This is a genomic window from Pantoea sp. At-9b, assembly GCF_000175935.2.
GTDB lineage: Bacteria > Pseudomonadota > Gammaproteobacteria > Enterobacterales > Enterobacteriaceae > Pantoea.
Map to the genome: position 1 here is coordinate 215,875 of NC_014840.1, position 24,409 is coordinate 240,283.

General features: G+C 47.5%; 27 protein-coding genes. 8 read left to right on the plus strand and 19 right to left on the minus strand.

Translation table 11 applies throughout. The features are described 5' to 3' along the window. Positions 1 to 287: 287 nt before the first annotated feature. The 3 genes from araC to PAT9B_RS26785 form a co-directional block, all read right to left on the minus strand. Complete coding sequence (gene araC / locus PAT9B_RS26775; protein WP_013512417.1) at positions 288 to 1,169, minus strand: arabinose operon transcriptional regulator AraC; 882 nt, start codon at positions 1,167 to 1,169, stop codon at positions 288 to 290. 85 nt (positions 1,170 to 1,254) lie between these two features. Next, positions 1,255 to 2,676: an MFS transporter gene (locus PAT9B_RS26780; RefSeq protein ID WP_013512418.1), complete on the minus strand. Its 1,422-nt coding sequence runs from the start codon at positions 2,674 to 2,676 to the stop codon at positions 1,255 to 1,257. Further along, positions 2,676 to 4,712: a beta-galactosidase gene (locus PAT9B_RS26785; protein WP_013512419.1), complete on the minus strand. Its 2,037-nt coding sequence runs from the start codon at positions 4,710 to 4,712 to the stop codon at positions 2,676 to 2,678. The genes PAT9B_RS26780 and PAT9B_RS26785 overlap by 1 nt, the downstream gene beginning before the upstream one ends. 556 nt (positions 4,713 to 5,268) lie before the next feature. Between PAT9B_RS26785 and PAT9B_RS26790 the strand changes: the two genes are divergently transcribed. Further along, positions 5,269 to 5,973: a RepB family plasmid replication initiator protein gene (locus tag PAT9B_RS26790; RefSeq protein ID WP_041526281.1), complete on the plus strand. Its 705-nt coding sequence runs from the start codon at positions 5,269 to 5,271 to the stop codon at positions 5,971 to 5,973. A 665-nt stretch (positions 5,974 to 6,638) separates the two neighbouring features. Here the strand turns inward: PAT9B_RS26790 and aegA are convergent. Beyond that, positions 6,639 to 8,618, minus strand: a complete 1,980-nt coding sequence (gene aegA, locus PAT9B_RS26795) for a formate-dependent uric acid utilization protein AegA (protein ID WP_013512421.1) — start codon at positions 8,616 to 8,618, stop codon at positions 6,639 to 6,641. Between the two features lie 402 nt (positions 8,619 to 9,020). Here aegA and PAT9B_RS26800 point away from each other — a divergent pair, with 402 nt between their 5' ends. After that, positions 9,021 to 9,488, plus strand: a complete 468-nt coding sequence (locus tag PAT9B_RS26800; RefSeq protein WP_013512423.1) for a GNAT family N-acetyltransferase — start codon at positions 9,021 to 9,023, stop codon at positions 9,486 to 9,488. Positions 9,489 to 9,598: 110 nt separating this feature from the next. Here PAT9B_RS26800 and PAT9B_RS26805 read toward each other — a convergent pair whose 3' ends face one another. The 4 genes from PAT9B_RS26805 to PAT9B_RS26815 form a co-directional block, all read right to left on the minus strand. Beyond that, positions 9,599 to 10,033, minus strand: a complete 435-nt coding sequence (locus PAT9B_RS26805; RefSeq protein ID WP_013512424.1) for a diaminohydroxyphosphoribosylaminopyrimidine deaminase — start codon at positions 10,031 to 10,033, stop codon at positions 9,599 to 9,601. 127 nt (positions 10,034 to 10,160) lie between these two features. Continuing rightward, positions 10,161 to 10,553 carry an NUDIX domain-containing protein gene (locus PAT9B_RS31315; RefSeq protein WP_223300534.1) on the minus strand — a complete coding sequence of 131 codons (393 nt, stop codon included), beginning with the start codon at positions 10,551 to 10,553 and terminating at the stop codon, positions 10,161 to 10,163. Positions 10,554 to 10,571: 18 nt separating this feature from the next. Next, positions 10,572 to 10,784 (minus strand): NUDIX hydrolase N-terminal domain-containing protein, encoded by a 213-nt coding sequence (locus PAT9B_RS31320; protein WP_049792259.1) that lies wholly within the window; start codon positions 10,782 to 10,784, stop codon positions 10,572 to 10,574. 317 nt (positions 10,785 to 11,101) lie between these two features. Next, the gene (locus PAT9B_RS26815; RefSeq protein WP_013512425.1) at positions 11,102 to 11,428 is read right to left on the minus strand and encodes a gamma-glutamylcyclotransferase family protein; all 327 of its coding nucleotides are present in this window, start codon (positions 11,426 to 11,428) and stop codon (positions 11,102 to 11,104) included. Between the two features lie 119 nt (positions 11,429 to 11,547). On the opposite strand from PAT9B_RS26815, the gene gcvA reads away from it, so the two are divergent. After that, positions 11,548 to 12,447, plus strand: coding sequence for a transcriptional regulator GcvA (gene gcvA / locus PAT9B_RS26820; RefSeq protein ID WP_013512426.1), 900 nt, complete (start codon positions 11,548 to 11,550; stop codon positions 12,445 to 12,447). A gap of 275 nt (positions 12,448 to 12,722) precedes the next feature. Here gcvA and PAT9B_RS26825 read toward each other — a convergent pair whose 3' ends face one another. Further along, positions 12,723 to 13,094, minus strand: a complete 372-nt coding sequence (locus PAT9B_RS26825) for a VOC family protein (protein WP_013512427.1) — start codon at positions 13,092 to 13,094, stop codon at positions 12,723 to 12,725. A gap of 334 nt (positions 13,095 to 13,428) precedes the next feature. On the opposite strand from PAT9B_RS26825, the gene PAT9B_RS26830 reads away from it, so the two are divergent. Together PAT9B_RS26830 and PAT9B_RS26835 are read left to right on the plus strand one after the other, a co-directional pair. Then, positions 13,429 to 13,965 carry a GNAT family N-acetyltransferase gene (locus tag PAT9B_RS26830; RefSeq protein WP_013512428.1) on the plus strand — a complete coding sequence of 179 codons (537 nt, stop codon included), beginning with the start codon at positions 13,429 to 13,431 and terminating at the stop codon, positions 13,963 to 13,965. Between the two features lie 242 nt (positions 13,966 to 14,207). Continuing rightward, positions 14,208 to 14,879 (plus strand): class I SAM-dependent methyltransferase, encoded by a 672-nt coding sequence (locus PAT9B_RS26835; RefSeq protein ID WP_013512429.1) that lies wholly within the window; start codon positions 14,208 to 14,210, stop codon positions 14,877 to 14,879. A gap of 133 nt (positions 14,880 to 15,012) precedes the next feature. On the opposite strand, the gene PAT9B_RS26840 is transcribed toward PAT9B_RS26835, so the two are convergent. From PAT9B_RS26840 to PAT9B_RS26850, 3 genes are all read right to left on the minus strand, one after another. After that, on the minus strand, positions 15,013 to 15,564 hold the full coding sequence (locus PAT9B_RS26840) for a hypothetical protein (protein WP_013512430.1): 552 nt from the start codon (positions 15,562 to 15,564) through the stop codon (positions 15,013 to 15,015). A 181-nt stretch (positions 15,565 to 15,745) separates the two neighbouring features. Beyond that, positions 15,746 to 16,741 carry a hypothetical protein gene (locus PAT9B_RS26845; RefSeq protein ID WP_013512431.1) on the minus strand — a complete coding sequence of 332 codons (996 nt, stop codon included), beginning with the start codon at positions 16,739 to 16,741 and terminating at the stop codon, positions 15,746 to 15,748. Positions 16,742 to 17,042: 301 nt separating this feature from the next. Continuing rightward, on the minus strand, positions 17,043 to 17,960 hold the full coding sequence (locus tag PAT9B_RS26850) for a LysR family transcriptional regulator (RefSeq protein ID WP_013512432.1): 918 nt from the start codon (positions 17,958 to 17,960) through the stop codon (positions 17,043 to 17,045). Positions 17,961 to 18,063: 103 nt separating this feature from the next. Here PAT9B_RS26850 and PAT9B_RS26855 point away from each other — a divergent pair, with 103 nt between their 5' ends. Further along, complete coding sequence (locus PAT9B_RS26855) at positions 18,064 to 19,272, plus strand: MFS transporter (RefSeq protein ID WP_013512433.1); 1,209 nt, start codon at positions 18,064 to 18,066, stop codon at positions 19,270 to 19,272. 50 nt (positions 19,273 to 19,322) lie between these two features. Here PAT9B_RS26855 and PAT9B_RS26860 read toward each other — a convergent pair whose 3' ends face one another. The 7 genes from PAT9B_RS26860 to PAT9B_RS26890 all read right to left on the minus strand — a co-directional run bounded on the left by PAT9B_RS26860 (position 19,323) and on the right by PAT9B_RS26890 (position 23,119). Continuing rightward, positions 19,323 to 19,685, minus strand: coding sequence for a hypothetical protein (locus PAT9B_RS26860; RefSeq protein WP_013512434.1), 363 nt, complete (start codon positions 19,683 to 19,685; stop codon positions 19,323 to 19,325). A 119-nt stretch (positions 19,686 to 19,804) separates the two neighbouring features. Then, positions 19,805 to 20,287: a glutathione peroxidase gene (locus tag PAT9B_RS26865; protein ID WP_013512435.1), complete on the minus strand. Its 483-nt coding sequence runs from the start codon at positions 20,285 to 20,287 to the stop codon at positions 19,805 to 19,807. Between the two features lie 314 nt (positions 20,288 to 20,601). Next, a complete protein-coding gene (locus PAT9B_RS31045; protein ID WP_190274697.1) occupies positions 20,602 to 20,775 on the minus strand; it encodes a hypothetical protein in 174 nt (57 codons plus the stop codon). Positions 20,776 to 20,945: 170 nt separating this feature from the next. Continuing rightward, entirely contained in the window at positions 20,946 to 21,335 is a 390-nt protein-coding gene (locus tag PAT9B_RS26875; protein ID WP_013512436.1) for a hypothetical protein, read from the minus strand. Positions 21,336 to 21,471: 136 nt separating this feature from the next. Further along, positions 21,472 to 21,894 carry an Rrf2 family transcriptional regulator gene (locus PAT9B_RS26880; RefSeq protein ID WP_013512437.1) on the minus strand — a complete coding sequence of 141 codons (423 nt, stop codon included), beginning with the start codon at positions 21,892 to 21,894 and terminating at the stop codon, positions 21,472 to 21,474. A 72-nt stretch (positions 21,895 to 21,966) separates the two neighbouring features. Continuing rightward, complete coding sequence (gene alaE / locus PAT9B_RS26885) at positions 21,967 to 22,470, minus strand: L-alanine exporter AlaE (protein ID WP_013512438.1); 504 nt, start codon at positions 22,468 to 22,470, stop codon at positions 21,967 to 21,969. Further along, complete coding sequence (locus tag PAT9B_RS26890) at positions 22,442 to 23,119, minus strand: O-methyltransferase (protein WP_013512439.1); 678 nt, start codon at positions 23,117 to 23,119, stop codon at positions 22,442 to 22,444. Before PAT9B_RS26890 ends, alaE begins: the two co-directional genes overlap by 29 nt. Positions 23,120 to 23,352: 233 nt before the next feature. Between PAT9B_RS26890 and PAT9B_RS26895 the strand changes: the two genes are divergently transcribed. Continuing rightward, complete coding sequence (locus PAT9B_RS26895) at positions 23,353 to 23,985, plus strand: hypothetical protein (RefSeq protein ID WP_013512440.1); 633 nt, start codon at positions 23,353 to 23,355, stop codon at positions 23,983 to 23,985. Then, positions 23,985 to 24,365, plus strand: coding sequence for a type II toxin-antitoxin system YafO family toxin (locus PAT9B_RS26900; RefSeq protein WP_013512441.1), 381 nt, complete (start codon positions 23,985 to 23,987; stop codon positions 24,363 to 24,365). The genes PAT9B_RS26895 and PAT9B_RS26900 overlap by 1 nt, the downstream gene beginning before the upstream one ends. Positions 24,366 to 24,409: the final 44 nt, after the last annotated feature.

Consider the following 24,409-nt stretch of genomic DNA (forward strand, 5'->3'; position numbering starts at 1 on the left):
TGAGTTATGACTCATATGAAGTAAAACACATATGAGTTAATGTGTAAATACGGTTAGTTTCATATGAGTAAATGAGTATTTGTGTGTTTATAGATTTGCCGATGATCCATCAAATGCCATCACCTCAGTAAAAAATAAATTATAATTTATTGATTTGTTACAATTTTATCGTCGTGAAGGCTTCAGCAGGTTTCTACACAGAGGGCTGATAGCGTTTATCCTTGTTGTCAATTAACAAGGAGAAGGGGAGGTGGTGAGTATGCTGGGCGATTCGAATATCATTGGGTTCAGAACAGCGGTATGCGGTCGAACTTCTTCCGGTATTCACGCGGACTGAGGTGACGATGCTGGCTGAAGATACGAGAAAAATAGAGTGGGTCCTCATAACCAACAGCGCGTGCAATCTGAGTTATCGACAGCTGTGTCTGTTGCAGCAAATCGCAGGCACGGGAGATGCGCTGACTTTCACGCCAGCCAAAAATAGTATTCCCCATCTCTTTTCTGAAGATATGAGTTAACCGGGAAGAGGAGAGGTAGGTCATTCTGGCCAGATCGTCGATGCGAACATCTTCCGCCAGATGCTCATTCAGGTAATGGCAGACCGTCTGGATGCGAGGGTCCCGGTTTCGATGGTTACTGGCTGGCTGTCGCTGGAATAACTCCAGGATAATGCGCTCCAGCGTGTTCATCGCCAACGCTTCAGCAAGTGGCTCTGATGCTGCATTCCAGCGAATCACGTCCTTAAATTGATTCGCGATCTGCTGGCTGTCAGCGGAACTGCCAAGCGGCATACGGCCAATATTCCCCTCGGTTCGATCCCAGTGCAGCCAGTCAATCCAGTAAGGACGTGGAATGAAATAAATCCACAAGTGGTCCCAAGCCGGACTTTCTTTGGCCCGGCCATAATGGTGGAGGACGCCTGGTGGGAATAACAACATCTCATCAGCCACGCAATGAAACTCCCCCTCCGCGTGGCGAATAACGCCTTCACCTTTAAGCGTAAGGTTGAGCATGTAGCCTTTCATGCCTTCGGGCCGGTGAATGAAGAAGTCGAGCCTGCTGCCGGGGCTTATCGGGGTAAATCCTGACACCATAAATGCATTAAAGGTGAAACGTCTCATCAGTGGCGAGTAGTTCACCATTTCCGTGTCAATCAGCTCAGCCATCATTAACCCGTCCGGTTGTTGGATTGCGGGAAGTATAACGGCAACGTCCGACCGAGAAGGACGTTGCCTGTCAGATTTGCGGCGAAGCTCACCCCTGGCTTTGTAATCTCTCCTTTGCGGGGGTTACGGCGGGTACATCAGCTTGTTGGTAACGCCCGGCAGATAAGTCATGAGCCACCGTTTCGTAAAAATCATCCAGCTTATAAAACCAAAGCAGGACCAAATTAATGGCCGCCAACAACAGGGGAAAGAAGATGAACATAAACTCAATGGTCTGAATGACGGTGGCGGACTGAGCCGTATTCCCACCGCTGACAAAACCAGCCGCTCCCAAAATCCAGCCTACGCTGGCAGTACCAAGCCCCATTCCCAGCGTCTGCCCAAGCGTACCCGCGCTGAACAGAATCCCTTCAATCCGCAAACCGGTGCGCCATTCCCCGTAATCAATGGTGTCGGCCAGTAGCGCAAACATCGTGGCTCCAATACCGCAGAAACCTACACTGCGCACCGCCGTGGATATGATGACAAAAAGCGCGTCCTGTTTATTAAGCAACGGGATCAGATAGGCCGCACAACACACCAGCAATCCAAGCGCTGCCAGACGTCGCTTACCCAGTTTTTTCAACAGGAAAGGGATAATCATCAGCGTGAGCAGGCCCGGTATGTACTGCGCCATGCTGATATAAGCAATCAGTGAGACATCAGACAAAATGTACTTGGAGTAATAAACCCCGACTGCGGAAAGGGCCGTCAGACTGGTAAACGTAATCAGCAGGTAAAAAAAGATAATGATCCAGTAGCGGTTTGCCATCATTGAATGCATGACCTGCCGTGCGTTGATCCGCGTACTGTTATCCTGGCTCACAGGTTCTACGCGCTCACGGGTACCCAGGGCGGTCAGCAGCAGGAAAAACGCCGTAAAAAAGCCCAGAATTGCGAACACGATGATCCAGGAGGTCCGGTCATTGCCGAAGAACGCGACCAGCGGCAGGGTAAACACACCCACCGTCAGCGAACCACAGGTCGACAGTCCCTTACGGAAGACACTGAGAATGCCGCGCTGGTAGTTATCTCGCGTAATTAATGCCAGCAACGAGCCATAAGCAATGTTGTTTGCTGTGAAGAATATATTGGCCAGCAGATAGGTAACACAGACCCAGGCGACCTTGAGGCCATAGCTCACGTCCGGCACGGTTGACATTAAGAATGCTGACAGGCCAAACGGGACGGCGGTCCAGAGCACCCACGGGCGGGCTTTACCCAGCCGGGAGCGGGTTTTATCAATCCGGATACCGACGAAAATGCAGATGATGCCATCCAGCACGCGGGCAAAAAACATCAGCGAACCAATTAACAACGCGGGCATACCCACTACGTCGGTGTAGAAAAACGCCAGAAACGTGACCATCAATGTGTAAGTCAGGTTCGTGCCATAGTCTCCAACACCAAAAGCCAGACGCTCTCGGATGCCAATGCGTTGCAGATCTTGATGAGTACCAGGTTGTGCCATCACGCGTTCTCCAGTTCAAAGATTGCTACACCCCAGTCAGCCAGGGTCAGTGTGTTGCCCGCCTGATAGCGCCTGTCGCTCAGTAATTCCCGCCCAGCGTTGAACGGTAAGATGATGTCCTGCGCGTCACTGGAATAGTTGAAGTAAAACAGCACGGTATTGCCGGCACGGTTGATGGCTCGTTTTACGATCAGCGGAAAATGGAGATGTTCAGCCTCGCTGTGCAGTTCAATCCTTTGCTGTAAGCGTGTCAGGACGCTTTCCAGCACGGTTTCGCTGGTGTGGCAGCCAATATAGCTTGCTGTCCCTTTACCGTGGCGTTTATGCACGATGGCGGCGTATTTTTGCCAATAGGGATGCTGATAGCGCGCCCAGACCTCGGTATCCGCACTGTCGACCTCCAGTAGCTCCATCCAGTGGCTGACTGCTGCGGACTCCGGTGGAATATCCAGGACGTCTGAATGTAGGGTGACATCCTGTGGTTCGACAAACAGCTGATAACTGGCTCCCAATGTCTCACGAATGACCGCAGGCTGACGCTCGTGTCGCACTTTGAGATGCTGATTGGCAAAGCCGGACTTGAAGGAGTACAGGATATGGCCGCCATCAGCCACAAACTGATTTAATCGTTGCAGTGAAGCATCAGAAACGGCGTAGAGCAGGGGAGCAATCAACAGTGCATAGCGTGACAGGCGCGGGTCATCCACAGTCAGAATATCGACTTCAATATTAAGTCGGTAGAGCGAGTCGTAGTAGCTGCGAATCAGGTCATTGTATTGATGCTCTTTATGACGCCCGAACTGATGACCCTGCCAGGGATGCCAGTCCACTGCGGTCAGTGAATTGTTGCTGACGAGCAATGCTACCCGGTTTTGCTTTTTCAGCCCGCTGAGTTGCGGTGACAGGCGCGCCAGTGCCTGCCCAACTTCTCTGGCTTCGTCATACACGGGATTGGGTTGCAGATCATGGCTGAGCAAGCCTTTCCAGTAGGTCTCATAGGCGTTATGTAGCGAATGCCAGTGCCAGTATCCGATCATCGCTGCACCAGAAGCGATATGGCTGAAAGCCTGCTGGCGCAATTGCCCCGGGTAGGGCGTCCAGTTCTTGAATGCCTGTGCCTGCGTTTCCAGTACCAGATAGTTTTTATCTTTAGTGGTGCGGGCGATATCCCCGCAGAAGGCAATTTCTGCCCCGGTCAGCTGATGCTGGCTGGGGTGATAAATATCAACGCCAGTGATATCAAGGGCTGCTGACGCGGAGAAGTGATCGACTTCACCCCGCACGCCAAAGGACCAGGTCCGCCACTCGAAATCAAAGTTGTGGGTGATGAACTGTTCCGGCAAACGATACTCACTGACCAGTTTCGCCTGCCAGGCGAGAAAGTCGGTAACCAGATCACGTTGATACTGCTGAAAGGCAGCGCCCAGGCTGGCGTTTATGGTGCTTTCCAGCGGTGGGAAATCTTCCCAGGCATCAATACGGTTGCTCCAGTAATCAAGCCCGTACTGCGCATTGAGTTTTTCCAGGTCCCCGGCAAAGCGTTGTTTCAGATGCTCAACAAAATCGCGCTGCACGTGTTCGCCACAAGTGTCGTAGTACTTGGTTTCGTTGTCTATCTGGTAGCCGATCACCGCCGGATGGTGTGCGGTGGCCGTAAGTAGCGCACGGATAATACGTTCGGCGTAACGCAGATAAATGGGGCTGGTGATGTCCATTTTCTGCCGATGGCCGTACTTGTTGACTCCCTGCGGCGTTGTGGCCATTACGGAAGGATGTTTTTTAGCTAGCCAGGCAGGAATGGCGTAAGTGGGGGTACCAATAATCACGGCAATCTGGTTGGCATGCATGCGGTCCAGTACGGTCAGCACAGAGGAGAAATCAAACTCACCCTCCCGGCGCTCATAACTGCTCCAGGTGCTTTCAGCGATGCGAACCACGTTGATCCCTGCGGCTTTCATCAGACGGATGTCCTCATCCAAGCGTTCTACCGGCATATATTCACGATAATAGGCGACACCGTATAACAGCTTCTCCATTGCACTTCCCTCATCTCAGTACCGATATGGCGGTACGTTATCCGAAGGGATCAGGTGAAAGATGAAGTATGTCGCTGCCAACATAGAGAAACTCGCTTCTGCGTGAGTCTTTTGATGGGCATCACATATCCCTGAAACGCATAACGCCGTAGGTTATCAACAGACTGCGTTGATGAAAGAGAATCTGTCCCCTTGGTTGACCTGTCAGGATCGCTATTGATCCCGCTCGCGATCCTTGCCATTGATAAGATGACTTTTCCAGTTATCCACTGAGATATTTTTAATATTTTTTATATTGTTATCTCTTTTTAAACCTTTTTAGCGTGCTCCCAGCCCTTGCTATCCGTGGCCTGCGAAGGATCAATATGTATAAATTACCCTCAACAGGTGTAGAGATTGCCCTGATTAGATGTAGAAATCACCCTCAGCATGTGTAATATCTGCCCTTAGCAGATGTAGAAACTGCCCTCAAACAGCAAACTTACGCACAGGGATCAACAGAGGATCGAAATCGGTGGATAAAGACAGGCAAGTTTTGACGCTGGTGGAAGCGGTCATGCCGGTGAGCAAGATCATTGCGCAGTCCAATGAGATGACTGAAGCGGCATATCATCTGACGCGCGATCAGAAACGCATCCTTTTCCTGGCGGTAGGGCGGATACGCAACGCCACAAAAGGCGGTGATAAATCTGCCGGTCTGTGTGAGTTTACCGTTGCCGAGTACGCAGACATGTATAATTTGCCCTCAACGGAGGCCAGCAAAGATATCCGTAATGCTCTGGCTGGGTTTGCAGCTAAGGAAGTATGTATTTTTCGCCCTGAAGAGGATGAAGGAAATGAGAAGGGGAGTGAGGTGTATCCCTGGATGATTAAAAAAGCCTACTCTCCGCGCCGTGGTACTTACATTGTCCATCTGAACCCCTACCTGATGCCATTCTTCACCTCACTTGAGAAGCGGTTTACGAAAATCAAGATCAAGGATGTTGCCGGTATCACCAATCCTTACGCCATTCGCTTGTATGAATCACTTTGTCAGTACAAGAATGCCGAAGGTTCTGGCTTTGCGGTGTTGGGGGTGGAGTGGATGATTGAGCGCTACGGTTTGCCGAAGTCGTACCTGAAAATGGCTGAGTTTAAGCGTGGTTTTCTGGTCAAAGCGGTGAAGGAAATCAAAGAAAAAACCCATATGACAATCACTTACAGTGAGAAGAAATCGGGTAATCGCATCACACATTTTCAGTTCACTTACCAGCAAAGCTAAGGGCAATGTCTACACCTTTCTCCTGAGACGGTCGAGGGTGATTTCTACATCTTCTTTGCTGGTAGAAAGGGAGAACTGAGGGCAATTTCTCCATCTCCTATCCTGATGCACACCCGGGCTTGAGGGCAATTCTTACATCTTCTTCCAACGTCACCTCAAAATGATTTAAGCGCTGCAGTCTGAGGGCAAATCTTACATCTGTTCAGGTACTGGATTGAAAACGGGTTGTTTTTAGTACTCTACTTTTTGGCCTGCACCGAAAGATGAGGACGATTTGGCCACACCCAATGTTCGGCAGGTGTAGTTTTTGCCCTTAGCTGAGGGCAAAAACTACATCATTTCACGTTATTCGCTTCTTACGCTCACTGGAATCGGCGCTTTTGAGGGCAAAAACTACACCTCCTGGCGCGGATCTGGGTCGTCATCGAACATTAAGGGCATTTTCTACACCTGACTCCTGCTTTGGCTCCACGCCAGGAATAGCAGAGGGCAATTTCTCCATCTGCACCTTCTCAGCATGAGGGTGATTGCTACACATCCCGGTAAGCATTAAGGGCAATAACTACACATTACGGATTGGGATATTGAGGGTGATTCCTACATCTCAATATAAACATCATAGGCTTAGCACTTCGTTATTATGTCCGTGCTACAAAGGTCAGGTTCTACGCTTTAACAGAGGATTTCATCCCCAACCAGTCCATCATGCCTTGTGCCGCATGGCGGCCTTCTGCCATCGCGGTGACCACCAAATCGGCACCGCGCACGGCATCTCCTCCGGCAAAGATTTTCGGATTCGTGGTTTGATAACGGAACGTGCTGTCTACGCGGGCAGAGATACGCCCCCGCTGGTCAAGGCAGACGTTCTGACGCTCCAGCCACGGCATTGCATGCGGATTGAAGCCAAAGGCCATAATCACGATATCAGCAGGCATCACAAATTCACTGCCCTCAATGGGAACGGGTTGACGACGCCCTGAGGCATCTGGCTCGCCGGGCTGCGTGCGCAGCAGACGAATGCCACAAACGTTGCCGCTGTTATCCACCTCAAGTTGTAGGGGTTGCACATTAAATTCAAATTCCGCACCTTCGTCGCGGGCGTTTTTCACCTCTTTGCGTGAACCAGGCATATTGGCCTCGTCGCGACGATAAGCACAGGTTACTTTACTCGCCCCGTGGCGTATTGATGTACGCACGCAGTCCATCGCGGTATCTCCGCCACCCAACACCACGACATTCAGACCGGCGGTATTGATAAACGGCTGCTCTGCACTGTCCGGCAGTCCCATCAATTGTCGGGTGTTGGCAATTAAAAACGGCAACGCAGCGCAGACACCTGGTGCATCTTCGTTAAGCAGGTTCGCCTTCATTGACTGATAGGTCCCGACGCCGATAAACACCGCGTCGTAATCACTCAGCAACGCTTCCAGCGCAACGTCTTTGCCAATCTCGCAGTTCAACTCGAAACGGATGCCCATGGCGCTGAAGATTTCACGTCGGCGTGCCAGAAGTGCTTTATCCAGTTTAAAAGAGGGGATACCAAAGGTAAGCAAACCGCCGATTTCCGGGTGGCGGTCATACACGGTGGCGCTGATACCGTTACGTACCAGCACATCGGCGCAGGCCAGCCCGGCGGGTCCGGCCCCGATAATGGCAACGCGTTTATCCACTTTCTGTACCGTGCTCAAATCGGGCCGCCAACCTTGAGTCAGCGCGTGATCCGAGATGTAACGTTCGATATTGCCAATGGTCACCGCGCCATATTCGTCGCGTACCGTGCAGGCGCTTTCACATAACCGGTCCTGTGGGCAAACGCGGCCGGTGATTTCAGGCAGACAGTTGGTTTGGTGCGACAACTCGACGGCGGCGGCAATGTCGCCTTCTTTCACCCGCGACACCCATTGTGGGATGTGGTTATGTAGCGGACAGTTCCATTCGCAGATGCTGTGTTCCCCGCAAGTCAGGCAACGCTGTGCTTCGCGCACTGCCTGATCTGTCTGAAAGGGCAGATAGATTTCATCGAAGCCATTTTGGCGTATTGCTACCGGCAGTTTATCCGGTTCACCACGTGGTGGCGTTGCTCGCATTTGCCGTACTTTGGGATGTTCAGGCGCATGTGGCAACGCCCCGGCGTTTTGCCATGGCTGTGCTTCCTGGCTGGCGGCACGCAAGCGACGCGATCTCACCAGACCAGTCAGCGTCGCGTTATTCACCAGTTGCAGAGCATGGGTAGGACAATGTTGTGCACAGGCTGGGCCTTCAGGGCGGCCAAGGCAGAGATCACACTTGTGCGCGGTGGCTTTGAGCTGCCCATTGCCAACAGGTGTGAGCAGCACCTCGAGGGTGCCAAAAGGGCAGGCGATGACGCAGGATTTGCAGCCAATACACAGCTGCTGATCAACCTGGACTGAATCGTCGATGCGGTTGATTGCGCCATTCGGGCAACTGCGGGCACAGGGTGCATCTTCACAGTGATGACAGGTGACGGCATTGCGTTGCCGCAGATGCTGAATCACGGTAATGCGGGGCTTGAACTGCGCAGGGGTTAACACATGTTGCTCATTATTATGCGACATCACACAGGCAACTTCGCACGCCCGACATCCTATGCATTGCTGGCTGTTCGCCATCACAAAACGGTTCATGACAACCTTCTTTTTTGGCTAAAACCTGATTTATTTTCTGGTTATTGGATTTTAAGGGTAGCCGGATGACAAACAATGTACATTTGCCCAGATCAGGTTATCTGTGATTCTGAAACCAAAATTTATTGCTGGTACAACAAGGCCGTGGAGTTCATAGCGCGCGAATTCGTTACCCTGTCACCGTTGAAAACGACTTATGGCAGCATCAGTTATTGGTTCAAAGAGGGACGGACGTAAGACTTTCTTGGTTTCTGGCACGAAACACCCTTTGCTATATGAGTGAACGTCATGCCTCATTGATAACAGAATGGAGTCCGGATAACCCGTCGCGATTGAGACAGTACAATTTTTCCATCGAATGATAAGGTTAGGTTTCCATATCCACTCTGAGCAGGAACGAAAATGAGCATTTCAGAGAAACATGAATGGCGTAAGAATAGCTTCCTGGTAAGCACAGATAGAGAAAAACTGGATGTTCAGGCTATTCATCGTTATCTGACGAGATCCACCTGGGCCAAGGATATTCCCCTGGAGATCGTCTCGGCGTCGATTGAAAACAGCCTTAACTTTGGCGTTTATTATCATGAACGACAGATAGGTTTCGCTCGTCTGATAACGGATTTTGCTACATTTGCCTATCTTTGCGATGTTTATGTCCTGGAGGATTATCAGGGAGAGGGGCTGGGAAGATGGGTTATGGAATGCATACATAATCACCCTCTGTTCGAACAACTGCGCAGGATTATGTTGTTCACAACAACGGCCCCATGGCTGTATGAAAAGTTTGGCTACGAGCCGGTAAATCGGGAAAACTATGCATGGGCTATTGTCCGACCTGAAATTTATACCAATGGATCAAAAACGGGCTGAAGAACACTCATATTCAACCCCCTACGTCCTGTGATACTTAGCTGCCTGTAATGAGCGACCGGCAGAACGAACCTTTCCGGTCTGGGGCAGCGTTGATGTTTCCAGACTGCCTAAGAGGGTTCCACCAAATAAGGTGACAGAAAATCCGCAATTTCATCTTTACCAATACCCAGCGTAAAGCTGATACCTGCATTTTTTAAAATGCGGAGTCCTTCACCACTGTTTCTTGGATGCGGATCTTCAATAGCAATATAGATATGTCGTGGCTTCATCTCAGCAAGTGTTCGAGCACAGGAGGGGGTTCTGCCTTGATAGGAGCAAGGTTCAAGCGTGACAAAGATGTCACATTCACCCATTGGAAACGTTAGTCTTGAGATAGCGTCAATCTCAGCGTGATGATGGCCTGGGGATTGAGTGAAACCTTTGGAAACCACAACACCATTATGAACAATCACGCATCCTACCGGTGGATTTGGTCTGCATTCAGGCAGTGCCAGGCGAGAGTATTCAAGCGCTAACAACATGAAGTCCAGTTCTTTACTCATCCACTTTTCTTCCTGAGTAGGTCAGTCATAGGCTTACGATTTTTAAGGCAATTGGCATAAATGTCCATAAGTTAGCTACCCTCAAACACCATCCATTCTGGACATTCTTTAGGTGAACATTGGGTGTTCAATCAAACCAGGTTTGTTCATCACTTGTCGCTATTCTCAAGCTGACAGTTATCTGTTCAGGTACGATTCTGGATAGCGACAGTGGAGGCAGGTTATTTACATCAAAAAATCCAACGTCAAGTGATTCATGGCTGATGGCAAGACTGCCACCGATTTCTTCGCACAGGAAAATCAACTTGTAAACATGCCAGGGTAATGGCGGATGCCCGTGTAGATTCCGATCCCATACCCCAAGAAGTTTGGTTACTTTTACTTGTAGTCCCGTTTCTTCCTCAACCTCACGGCGTACAGCTTCCAATGGCCGATCTCCGACATCAGCCCAACCGCCAGGGAGGCTCCATAACCCATCTGCAGCTTCCCTGACCATTAGAAGCCGGCCATCACGTAAAATGAATGCACGGACGTCTGTTTAGGGGGTTGCATATCCCGTCTCAGAAACGTTTATTAGTGCTTCTCTTGGGAGATCAAAATGGGAACTAAGCATCTCAGTGGCAATTTCTCTCAGAGTTTCATAACGTTCTTTATCAAAAACGTCTTTTGAATAAGTCAGGCCAGACTGGGCTAATGCCTGTAGTTTCTGCGCAATAGCAATCATATTCTCTTGGTCCAGGATTCCTGACATTTCACATCCTCTTCTCAGCATTTCAAAGGGTTAGTTTAGTTCTTATGTGATTGATGAAAAGTATCACATTTAACCTCAACAGATTTGGTTAAGCGAAATTTAGAGACTGCTGGAAGCATAGAACCTGTTACGACGAAGCAAAGTATTTGCTGGCTCTCAAAGCGCGAAACTCGCCCTTACTGAAGCCATAAAAAGCTTGTCGAATGTCTCAGGGCGTGAAGCGGACATCGATGGGAACAGCGAATCGCGCATTAAGCGTTAAGGATCTCTGGGTATAGATGATTAGTCATCGTGTAGCCGCTAACAGGCCTCATAGTTTATGCTTTGAGCATATAGATGCATGATTTTACTGTCTGCCCGGAAGATATAGTTACCTCAACGGGTACCCGTTCATACTCAAAACCTTCGAACTCATCGAGTATGTGCCAATGTAGATGCAAATCATCTGACGTGAAAAGAAAACCCTGTACACGATTACCTGAATCATCTAATACGATCCCAGGAAATCCCATCTCTGCTCCCCAACCTCTATCTAATAAAGAACCAACTACGTGGCCTTCCTGCCATGTACCCCCGATATTCTCAAGAATATGAGCATTCGGTCGACCAGGGCCCAGCGTCCCGTAAACAAACAAGCTTTCCATCATTCCTCCGATTATCGTAATGCAAATGTGAATGTTCTATGTGCTAGTTTTGATTTTCGGACTCTGGCCTGACAAATCATTTGTTCTCACAACACGCGTGAATTATTATCACGCGTATGATGTTCGAACACCTCCCCCCATTACAGACTCTCCGTGCTTTTGAAGCCGCGGCCCGCCTCTCCAGCATGACGCTGGCCGCAGCGGAGCTGCACGTTACGCATGGCGCTATAAGCCGGCAGATCAGGAAGCTCGAAGAGCATCTGGGGTTAAAGCTGTTTGTCAGACTGACCCGACAGATAATCCTGACAGAGGAAGGAGCTCAATTTCACCATGCGGTTACCCGTATTCTGGGTGAGTTAACTAGAGAATCCGAGCGTCTGCGCCGAAGGAGCCCTGCCAGGTATATACGTATCAGTACAACGGTTTCATTTGCCACTAAGTGGCTGGCCCCGCGTCTAAGCCAGTTCAGGCAGCGATATCCTGACTTTGATATTCAGCTGGATGTTACTGACATTAATGTGGATCTTAATGATGGTCAGGTAGATGCTGCAATTCGTTACGGCCTTGGCCATTATCGCGACGTTGTGTCTGAGCGTATTCTTGATGAAACAGTTACCCCTGTCTGTAGTCCAGGTTATCGTGATACGCATAATGGTCTGACAATAATTCAGGAACTTTCAGGTTGTGTTCTTCTCCATGAGTACAGAATGCTGGCGAACTGGGAGGCATGGTTTGAAATGGCCGGAGAAAAAAATTTCCGCTGCCATCAGGGGCCCTTGTGGACCCTGGGCAGCATGGCGACTGAGGCCGCTATACGTGGCGAAGGTGTGGCTCTTGGACGCAGTGTTCTTGTTGCAGATGATGTAGCTGCGGGAAGGCTTGTTGTTCCGTTTCCGCAATACAAACTTAAGGCTGAGCGGGGATACGATTTAGTTTATCGCTCGGATAATCAGGATTCATTTAAAATACGAATTCTGAGACAGTGGCTCTGTGAAGAAATGAGCTTGCTGGCAGGTTGAATGGCGATCTTAAATAATAAGGGGCTTGGTCAGCGAGGAGCGAGAGTTTACGATTGCTTCCACTGTTAATTAGGTCTTTAAAGCATCTCGGTGTGTAATAAACGGAGAGCAGGCCATGGGCTATACTCACAAGGCTAAGGCTGGCAACGGGTGACCGCCATACCATGTGTTATTCAGCGGGCAGTAAGTTATACCATGTCGTGATATAAAGTCCTTTAGTTGGCAGTTCGATCACCATTTATCGGTGACCGATTTCTACATTAAAAAACTCTTAATTATTTCCTCAGAATTTCTCCAACGTCTATTCGGTTTCCATCCGGGTCAGCGAAAACAAACGCCCGAATACCGTAATCTTTATCTTGTATGCGTTTGATAATTTTGGCACCAATCTCCTGGCATTGTGAATAAAGTGCATTTGCGTCATCTACAAGAAGGTGCGCGACTGGAAAGGAAGGCGCTTTGTGCAGTGGCTGGAGAGTCAAATGTAACTCGGCGGCTTCACGCTTTAGTATCATGAAGCCCACAGGGTCTCCATTTGCAAAAACATCCTTGAAATTCAGTCCATTGACGTAGAATTCACTGGAGAGCTTGATGTTTTTTACTGGTATTACGGCTGCTATACGACCAAATTTTACTGGATGCTGCATGATCAACCTCATGGTTGTTAATCAATAGCATAGCGATGGGCGGTGCCGTAGCTAAGCGACTGGACGGTGCCAGATGATTGATAAATATATGATATTTTATTCATAAATGACATTGAAACTTTTAAGTGCCGTGGCAAGTACTCATCCGCTAACTCTCTGTGATGATATTAACGTCCGTTTCTGGCATGAAGTACCCGGTAACGGGATATTGGTCTCTACAGAATTTGAATGTGAGGCCATGAAAATACGGTTATTTCTTGCACTCAGTATTTCTCTCGATTACCTTGTGTTTGTTAAGTGTCCATGACTGCCAGATCTATAGGGAGATAATCAGATGGTATGGGAATCAGAACGGTTACTTTTGCGTTATACCACACATGAAGATCTGAACGATTTGTTCAGGATTTATGGAAATCCTGAAACTCACAAGTTCAATCCACTTGGCCCTCATTCAGATATTGAATATTCAAAGGGTGTACTGGAAAGAACATTAAACATATATGAAGAGCATGGTTTTGGTGATTGGACCATTTTTGAAAAATCGAACCCAGATAAAGTGATAGGCTTTGGTGGCGTGTTTATAAGCCAATTTGATGGCCGAAAGACAAATAATCTTGGATATCGTTTCGAACCTGACGCATGGGGAAAGGGTTATGCTACTGAGCTTTCCAGAAGAGCTATACGTTTCGGTTTTGAAGAGGTTGGATTGGATGAAATCATAGGTGTGGTTAGAGCAAATCACATTGCTTCCCGTAGAGTATTGGAAAAATCTGGGCTGAAATTCCTTAAAAAAATAGTCGATTCAGAAGACCTTCCACCCAATCTGATGTTCCAGATTAATCGGACTCAATGGATGTCTGATCAATCCTGATTTTTTCGAAAATTCTTCATCCTTCTTTGGAAAGTTAATCTGTCTTTCCTATAACGTTTTCTGAGTGCCGAAAGACTGCTTAGAGCCATTCATATCTTTTTGGCATTTTGCGGCCTGTACGGAAATCTGAGTAGGCCGCGAAGAACGGACTATTTTGAATTATCATTAACGACTATAAAGTTCATTACGTTGAGAAATGAAGTGTAAAGTGAGTGGTTTTTGTTGAAAAAGGTATCTTTGCCATGAACCCTTATGAAAAAAAATACAGGCAACTCATAGCAATTGGCGCTGTAGCCTGGGCTGGAGAAGGGTATCTCAGAGCCAAAAAACAGCAGGAAAAAATCTTTCACTGGCTCGACACTCATCAACACTTACCCCATCCTGGCTCGCAGGTACTTGAGGTGGGATGCGGGAACGGAGCAATGGCGGCTCAGTATCTTGCTGAGCGGGGATATTCTGTCTGGGGGGTAGATTTGTCGGAAACTGCCATCCGATGGGCAAAAAATCGTTTTCAGCAGGCAGGACTGTCTGCTGAATTTATTGTCGGTGATGTTTGCAATATCTATCAATGTCAGAACTCAATGTTTGAGATGATTATTGATGGTAGTTGTTTACATTGCCTGATAGACAATGCCCGCCCCCTCTTTTTTGCCGAGGTGAGAAGGTTACTCAAACCCGGAGGGCGATTTGTGATCAGTTCTATGTGCGGCACCCCTCGTAATCCGGAGGACATTAACGCTTATGATCCAGTCAGGCATCATTTACTGAAAGAGGGCAGGCCCTGGCGTACCCTGAGACCGCTTCTGGCTTTAACTAATGAAATAGAGGCAGAAAAATTTAACGTGATTGCAATCAGCATTAATAACAACCCGTGGTGGGACCATGCCACGTTAGTCTGTTCTGTTAACCAATAATCGACGGATTTGCCAGTTTGATACCTCCGTTCTGACCGAGACGCGGAAGTTAACTACTATTATTCATTTTCGCGGCCGCCGAAAAAATAAGATGGCGACCAACGTCATTGCAAAGCACGTCAGCCTATTTCATTCACATATAGATAAATTCATATTTCACGATGTAGGTTCCGATTTTATTAACACGGACCGTTACCCAAACTCCTGTCATTCCTTGCTTTCGGTGGCTATATAGATAATCTTTGTTTGTACAAAGCTGTATCCATCTGGAGGTGTTCTGATCTTTTAGCCAGATGCCTGCTTCACAATGCCCATGTTTGCCTCTCGACGGCCCTGGGAAGACAACTTCATATTCAGATTTATAGCCAATAATTTTGTCTGGGAAGAGATAAACGTAGACATCGTAGCAGTTCAGGATCAACATAAATCCAAAAAATAACCCCCCCAAGAATGCATTGAGAAGATATTTTAATGTCTTGTTAAAAGTTCGCTGATAAAAAGCATACACTAAACTAACGCAGCCAACAAATACGCCAAATGAAATATATACTATCCATTCATGAACCGATTTTTGTAGGATGGTGTTTTTGGAAATGCTTGATGCCCACAACATATACCAGAACCAGCAGCCTAATAATATGTACATGACTGCTGTCACAAGCCATTTCCTGAATTTATTCTCCATTACTCACCACTATCTTCTCTCGTGTGTCGATTGTTAATATTTATCTCCTCACGGAATACTGTGTTTACTTTATAGTCTAACCATGTTCACTATCCCGGAGTGGTTCCAAAAAAACCGAAACTGGCTAAGCGGCAACGGTTCCGTGAGGTTTTTAGAATATGTAGTAATTATCCTCATGAGATTACTTTCGCTTTTCTAAATCATTTAATGCATACATACCTCGTTCTGCTACTGATGCCGATGTATCTGATGCTAATATTTTTGCCAATGCGAATGCTTCCTCACCAATATGCTCTAACTCCTTGATTAGTATTTCGCCTGCTATTCGGCGAACCATCGGAGAACGATCAACTATTGCCATTTTTAAACTTTCATTAAAGGGCTTAGTTGGGCGTACCATGCGTTCATTCAAAGCAGGAACAAGTCGTTGCTTTCCGTATATTTTGTCTGTCCATTGCCATTTCATTCCCTCAGCCCAAACAAATTTGCTTTCAAACTGGCAGCGATAAGCTTTTGCGCGTAAGGAGGGTTGAACCGATAGCTCTGCAATTTCTGCCAAAAAGGAATCTAACGCCTTGGTGCGACCCGCCTGAGTGAATATTGCAGTAACAGGACCAGAAGTGGATATAATAAGCCGATTCTTAAGAGCATTCGCTACTTTATCCATTGTTATAATTTTCATTATGACATGTTTTTCAGCATCCCTCATTCTTCCCCACGAATTCCAGTAGGGAAGCGTAACGAACAAGACATCAACGACAGTTTCCGGATCTGTCAATTCAGCAATCCATGGTAATGTATCACATGCGGCATTTCTAACCTGACTCACCCAATCATTAAGTCTTCGAAAGGCTAAAGCAAGTAAAAAACTGTTTGGTGCCCCTTCTGCTAATGTCCTTAAAGCTCTCTCTCGTTTGTAGCCATCACCATTACATAAATCCAGCCAACCAAGAGACCCCATTGAATCACTCTTTAGTTTGACGTTTGGACCGAAAGATGAATAAATCGCCCCACGGATTAGACGCTCCCATTCATCCAGTTTTTTTAGTTGCAGATCAGAGGTTACTGCAATGAATGTTGATATGTTTGGTCTAATCCGGTGATAAAAATTTTCAAAGTCCAATGTTTTGTTTATGGCTGAAATTATTTCCTGTTGAAGGGTTTTGTGGAGTTGCATGAGAAAACTTCCTGTTAGATTTTATAGCGGCTTCATTTCAATACACAGCCGGGATAGCTTACAACCAGATCATATTAGTCCGCATACAAACTGTGGCATGTAGATTTCGCGCAAAAAATGGTCCAGTAAGTCTGGAGTGAAATCGGCAAGCGTCTCAAAAACTTTAGCACTTTAAATTGCCATCAAGTAGACAGGGTTAAGAATATACTGACATTCTTCCTGATCACTGGCACAGAGCAAACTGGGTTAAGGCTGCTATGAACGAACAGCAGGTGTTGATTGTACCAACTCCAAGGCTGCCTTATGTTGCCAGGGACATTTTGCTCAATTCCTGATGCATGAAATCAATCAGCGCTCTTGTTTTAGCGGGCAAATAACGCCTATCTGAATACAGTGCGAACAATTGCAAGGGAGCTACAGATTGTTCAAACGCAATCTCGATTAGCCGCCCATCGCTAATATAGGGTTGGCAGGCTTGTTTCGATAGAATGGCAAAACCGACACCTGCTACCGCCGCTCGTCCTGCCATCTCTCCACTGTTGACCCGATAATGCCCTTTAACCTTAATTATCTCGAATCCGCCCTTTGTATTGATAAACTGCCAGGGAGCACCTTTCAGTGCACTTACCGTGGTAATGCAGGGCAATTCTTCAAATTGCTGGATATGAGAAGGGGTGCCATAACGCTGAATGACGGAGGGGGCTGCAACAATGGTGCAAGGGATAGTCACCAGGTGGCGGGCTATGTAGTCACTGTCATCCATCTGACCACGGGTAACGATGATAGCTAAATCCAGATCATCTCGCAGAGATTCGAGACCTGACAAATTGGTGACACAGCTAATCTCCAGGTCCGGGTACTGACAGGCGAAATCGGCAATAGCCGACCCCAGCAATGCAGGACCTATTTCATTGGGAATACAGATTCGTAATGGACCCTTGAGTTGCATTTGCCGCAACGTTAATTCTGTCTCAGTTTGCTCAAGCGCCTCCAGTAATGGTTTCGCTCGGGTATAGAGTAGGTGCCCCGCCTGGGTGAGCTTCATATGTCGGGTGCTGCGCTCAATGAGCTGAAGATTTAGTTTTTCTTCTAACTGAGCAATACAACGACTCACATTTGAAGTTGGCATTTCAAGGACTTTCGATGCCCCAACAAAACTTTCTCTTTCAACCACCGCAACGAACACTTTCAGGGCATTAAAATCAAGAGCCGGACGCATCAATTATCCCATATATGATAATAATAAGTGCCATTTCTACCATATAATAAACACCTTTGATAGCAGCTAAACTCGGATATCTTTCATCCATAGGTTGCTTGCTATGCCACTGGTATCACACACGTTTAATCATAAAGCCCTCATGCGGATAGCCATTGTAATGGCTTTTATCCAGTTCACTAATGCGCTGGAGTACATGGCGTTAACGCCTGTTTTTGCTTTTATGGCAGACGGGTTTTCGGTTCCTGTATCATTTTCTGGCTATGTCTCAGGTATGTACACCCTGGGTGCTGTTCTTACTGGAATTGCTGCTTTTTATTGGATCGACCGGTTTAATAAAAAACAATTCTTGCTCAAGAATATGATGCTGCTGGGAACGCTCACATTTTTGTCCACACTCATTGCTGATTTTGACACTCTCCTGGCACTACGATTTTGTGCAGGATTGGTTGGTGGTACCACAATGGGGGTGGGTATGAGTATTTTGATAAATGATGCCCCGATAAATTTACGTGGAAAAATGCTGGCAACAGTGATTGCATCATTTTCGATGGTAAGTATCGTCGGAATGCCAGCTATATTATTTTTGTGCACGCACTTTGGTTGGCATACTGCGCTGTGGCTAATCAGTTCACTTTGCCTGTTGTCTTTACCGTTGATCGTATTTATCCTTCCCAAGGATACGGTCCCACCAGGCGTGAAGAACAACCTGTCTATTGATACTCAGACCTTACTTTTCGCCTCTTGTACTGCACTGGTACAATTTAGTCCAATGCTGATTATTCCTATTCTGACGCCATTAATGATGCAGTATATGGGAGCATCACAAAACCTGTTGCCGCTATTGTTCTTAAGTGGCGGAATTGCAGGTTATCTGTCTACAAAAATAACAGGTGTTCTGATATCGCATTTGTCTGCTGTGAAGTTGGCATCAATTTCAACTCTGTTCTTTATAGCAAGTTTGCTGATTCCTGCGATGGGCTATCATAATGCATTTCTATTCATAATCTTATTTCTGGCTGCCTCATATAGCCGACTTGTTTCCGCTTCGTCGGTTGCTGTCCATTACCCTGCGGATGAACAACGAGCCAGTTTTTCATCACTACAAACAGCAATGATGTCCCTGATAACAACGCTCGCATTCTTTCTGTCTTCCTTATTGCTGCCTGACCAGGGAATAACACCGCAAAATCTAAACAGACTGTTGGTTGTAAGTGCATTAGCCGCGTCTGGATTTCCCATAATGATCATAATACTGCAAAAGAAACTGGCTAAACGTACTATCCGGCCTGACCACATCATCATTGATTAGCATAGCGTCCGCTTCTGGCATGAAGTTGCCAGAAGAAAGGGCTTGGTCAACTATGAGCGAAAAGCAGCATTAAGCTCTAAAAGCCGTTTGATCACAGGCTTTGGATTAGCAGATGTATACTCAATCACGTTTAACCAGACGATTTTATCTGCGTCGAATCCACGATGAGAAAACAGAAACCTGAGGCCTGGGGCGCAGACGAGAAGAGCAGGAGTACGTGCTATTAAAACCTCAACATTTGACTCGGTGTCATCAGCGAAAACTTTCCAACCAAAATCCCGTTTGTCCAGTTCTCCCTGCAGGGCTTTGATGTACTTATCAGTGAGTGCATAAGGAAAAAACCCTCTCTGCAAGGGTGAACGACCTAATAAAGGGCTGGGACTGTGAATAAAGTAAATAGCTTTGTTTTCCATAACATTCCCTGTTTGCATCAAGACAGCGAAATACAGACAGTTAGTTGTACGCCTCATACCTACAGCATTGCAACGTCTGGATTTAATCTACGCGTTCATAGAGCATCTTCACGATGAATTTAGATTTTAAGTGCAGTGAGGATTGTGGCTTCCATTTTCTCCGGGGTGGTGAACGGGGCAAAACGCTTGAGCGGTTTACCGTCACGTCCGATCAGGAACTTAGTGAAGTTCCACTTGACCCGCCCACCCAGCACGCCGGGCAATTCATTTTTCAGATAACGAAACACCGGGTGCGCAGCGCCTCCGTTGACCTCAACTTTCTCAAACATCGGGAAGCTCACACCGTAGTTAATGTGACATGTCTGCGCGATCTCGTCGGCACCACCGGGTTCCTGTTTGCCGAACTGGTTGCAGGGGAAACCAAGCACGACTAAACCCTGAGCGGCGTACTTCTTGTAAAGCGCTTCAAGGCCGCCGTATTGTGGCGTGAATCCACAATGGCTGGCGGTATTAACGACCAGAACCACCTTTCCAGCATAGTCGGCCATAGAGATAAGCTGGCCGCCAAGACTGGTAGCGGTAAGTTGATAAAAGGTGGTCATAAAGGAATCCTCAAAGCAGAACCAGTTCGACGTCGACATTGCCACGTCACACGTTGTTGCCGGCGCACAAGTCATGGGGCGTGGAGAAGAGTGCTTGCTCGTGATTGCGTGGCAGGTCTGGAATTGTGTGCAATATATCTTTGCAAAGTCGAGGGAAAAGAACAACAAACAGGTGACCTTTAGTCATAAGCGGACTGCTATAAGCGATTTGCTGTCGTACTAACCGTCGATGTAAGAGGTATAACGCCAGACTCAATAACACAAATTATCAGCAAGAAAATGGCCAACCTTGAGATTTGGCCTCCTGAAATAATTTATGCCTGAGGTTGTCCAACCGGGCCTTTACTCATTGGGCCGCCAGGGACTGGCTGCTCCGTTGGGACATTTGGTCGTCCATCGGGACCAATTGGCCGGTCAGGGTGATAGCAACCTGCTAATGCAATCAGGCTGGTGAGAATGATCATCAGCCAGCTTAACGAACGTTTCATATAAGCCATTCCCTTTCATGCAACTTAGTGCTGCCACTTAATCTTAGTACATATGCAAACTCTCTGGCGGCAGTGTTATTTGTCTCGACGGTGTCATAAAGCCAGCTACACAAACTGATGAATGGTCATAGCCCTGTCTGCAGATATGACCAGATTTGAAACGAATATCGCTATTTGGTGTTATCCATCATCGCTTTAATTTCTTTTTCTTTCATCTTTTTCGCCATGGCACTCAAGAAAGATCGGAACATAAAACCATTGGTGAAAGTCGTCAGTGTGATGGTGAAAAATGTGCTGATAGCCAGATCGATATACTTATTTCCACAGCTGATAATCACCGGGCGATAAATGATTACACCGGCAAGTACTACCCAGTGGCTCATACAATAAAAACAATGGAATAAATAGCCGGTCATATGGCCAATCTTATTGGCCAGGTTTCGCACGGGAACGAAGAGTTCTGTCTGGGTAATGGTAAAAGAGATGCTGGCGGCAGCAAAACTCAGAACGAAGCAGGTCCAGAGAGATTGGAGAGTTGATAATTCAATAATGTGTTGCACAAAGGCTCCTGATAATTTGCCTGACTCATGTAACAACAAAAGATACGATCTGTTTTGTGCGAGATCAACATGACAATTCTGGGGTCATAAAAATTTAAGCACGTATAGCTAAAGGGTAGCGATGTGGAGCAATAGGTTAGGTATTGTTTTCTTTGAATTTATTACACAAATGACTGAGGGTTATTTCGTTTAAGCGGTTCATTAACAGTGACTCAGCCTGTTTCAATGCACCATCTAACTCATCATTGACGGCATTCTCAATTAAGCAGTGAGGATTATCCCTGTTAATACCAAGGTTGTAGAGGTGGGTGATACCCACAGCTTTATAGATATCCAGCAACGTCACTTGCGCAGGGTCACAGCTTAATGACCAGCCGCCATTGTGTCCTTTTTCGGAGCGAACATATCCGGCTTCCCGCAATCCGGCCATGGTTCTGCGCACCAGTGCGGCGTTGGTATCCAGCATCTCAGCCAGTTGTTGAGACGTATAATTGCCTGAATCACAGGCCAGATGAACCAGGACGTGTAAAACTCGCGATAATCGTGTGTCGCTTCTCAAGTGCCCTCCGTCGCTCCGGGACTACAGTATCATGTTGGATCATAACGTAATACAGCATGATACTGTAGTCATTCAGCTGTCCAGAGACATGGGTTTGTCACCGCCTGGCGGTAAGCCGAACAACTTACGAACCCAGTTCAGAAACGCACCATAAGGCCGACCCAGAAAAAGCATCATTAAGGCCGCGCCGAGCGTGCCTCGTACCAGCCCGCCACCTGTAGCACCACTGAACGCAATGATGGCTGCATAGATCGGCACCTGGAAACTGACGAGGGCCATGCTGTCCCACAACAACTGAGAACCCCGGCTCGGATTGGCGCGCTGCATGAGCCAATCCCGCCATATGCCATAAGGACGAGCAACCGGAATCATTAAGGCTGCGCCAATGAGGCGAGCATGGAGCACCTGATCCCACGACATCCCGGCAATCATGCGTTCATTAATGATGCCGGTTGTCGTGAAAAAGAGGATGAGTGCAACCGTGTCTGCCAAAAATTCAGTCCCGCGTTTCTTCTGTCTTTGGTTTTTAGCCAAATTTGTTATCCGATCAATTAACGATTGCCATGACAAAGCCATCCCATCCTTTCTCACCAACAGTCTGGATGGCGGTCGCGTCCAGTCGTTCGTCTTCGGCAATCATCTGTATAAAGTCTCTCAGTCCCTTCACATTAGGGTCATTGCTTCCAGGATCAATCACGCCTCCGCCACGCACCACATTATCCCCGACGATTACCGTTCCTTGCCCAGACAGTTTTATTGCCCACTCCAGATAACGCGGATTATTAACTTTATCGGCATCGATAAAAATGAGGTCAAAGGGCGGCTTGAGGGTGGGTAACACATCCAGGGCTGCGCCATTATGAAGTTCGATGCGTTTGGTCAGTCCAGCATTCTCAATATTCTGGCGAGCCACTGCTGCATGATGCGGATTAAACTCGATAGTCGTGACGCATCCGTTATCGGGTAATGCTTTAGCCATCCAAATGGTGCTGTAGCCTCCGAGGGTCCCGATTTCAAGCACGCGTACCGCACGGGTCATTTTAACGAAGAGTGACAGCATCTTGCCTTGTAAGGCCGATACATCAATGGCAGGTAATCCATGAGTGGCGTTATTTGTGAGGGTGTCTTGCAGGTCCGGCTTTTCGGGCGTGAGTTGCTCAGCAAACCAGCTATCGACCTGTGCCCATTTTGTTGCATCGCTGGAGGGATAATCAGGGGTGCGCATAGATGACCTTATCTCCTTTAGTGGGTTTTATTAAAGTGTAGTTATCTCAGGGGAGTCGCTGTGTCTGAAAACGTTTGCAATGCTTCTTCTGGTGTTGGTCCGAAGCCCGGTTTTACCAACATCAGCCTGTTGCCACATGAGTGTGTTTAACCTTTTTCTCTGGTGCAGGATGGTGCATCTTTGTGCAGGACACGTAATGCGTTATCCTGTAGGGAATGAATGAAGAGGTACGTATGAAACAAAAATCCACTCCTGCAGCAGTTGCCGCTATAGTCGCTGCGCTTACTGCATCGCTAGCGCCGGTTCCTGCAAAAAGCACCGTTCTGCCTGCTTCAGTGGTTGAGTCAAAAGCCCACAGCCGAATGGCTACCGTAATGACACTCGATCTTCCTGGTGGGCAAGTGTACTTGCCTTTGGATGTTGCCACTGACTATTTAAATGATATCAGTGAGCGTCAGCAATTTGCCCTTCACAACATAATCCAGGATCGTCAACGTGAGGGAAAAGGGGCGCTTCTGCACGAAGCACAGACGCTGAAGGATCTGAAACGACTCTGCCTTGAGTCAATTGAGAACAGTCTTCGAGTCAAGGAAGCAGTTAAAATTGTCATGGCTCAGGATAACCTTGCCAAGCAATACCCCGGCGATCTGGAACAGCAGGTCAAGTATCGCAACCAGTTAATACGGTTTGGTCGTGCTGTTGCAAAAAGTGAGTTTTTGGCTCGCGATATGATTTCAGCCATAGAGCAGAGCAAGGCACCCGCTAAGACAGTCAAGCTAACTGACATGCCCAGCGATGAAGATGTGCGTAACATGATTGCTGCCGAGCACCGAAACCTTGGACTGCCTTCAACGGGATTCTCTTAATGGCATATGCGGTTAGTATTCATAAGGATGTGGAGTTTCAGCAGATAGCTAAGCCTTATGCTAAAGCCCTCCAGGACTGGAAGAATAACGGTGTTCTGCCTGACCGGTTCGGAAGTGAGGGGCAGTGGGAGCACAATGCCAGGCTCTGTGACTCACACGTTTATAAGATACACATCAGACTCCCAGCTGAGCAAGCATGGCCTAAGAACCGAGCACAGATTGATCGGACATCAGATCATTATCTGGTTTATACAAAGCACTGGATGAGTGAGGAGAGGATTCAGATCATCAGCATCATGAGTCCCAAAGGACACCAGATGGCCAATACATCATTTTTGGCGGTGTTAGAGGCGAGAGCCGAGGATTTTCAAAATGAATAAAGCCCGCGAAAAGCGGGCTTAGTTTTTTCAAGGTGGTCTCAGTG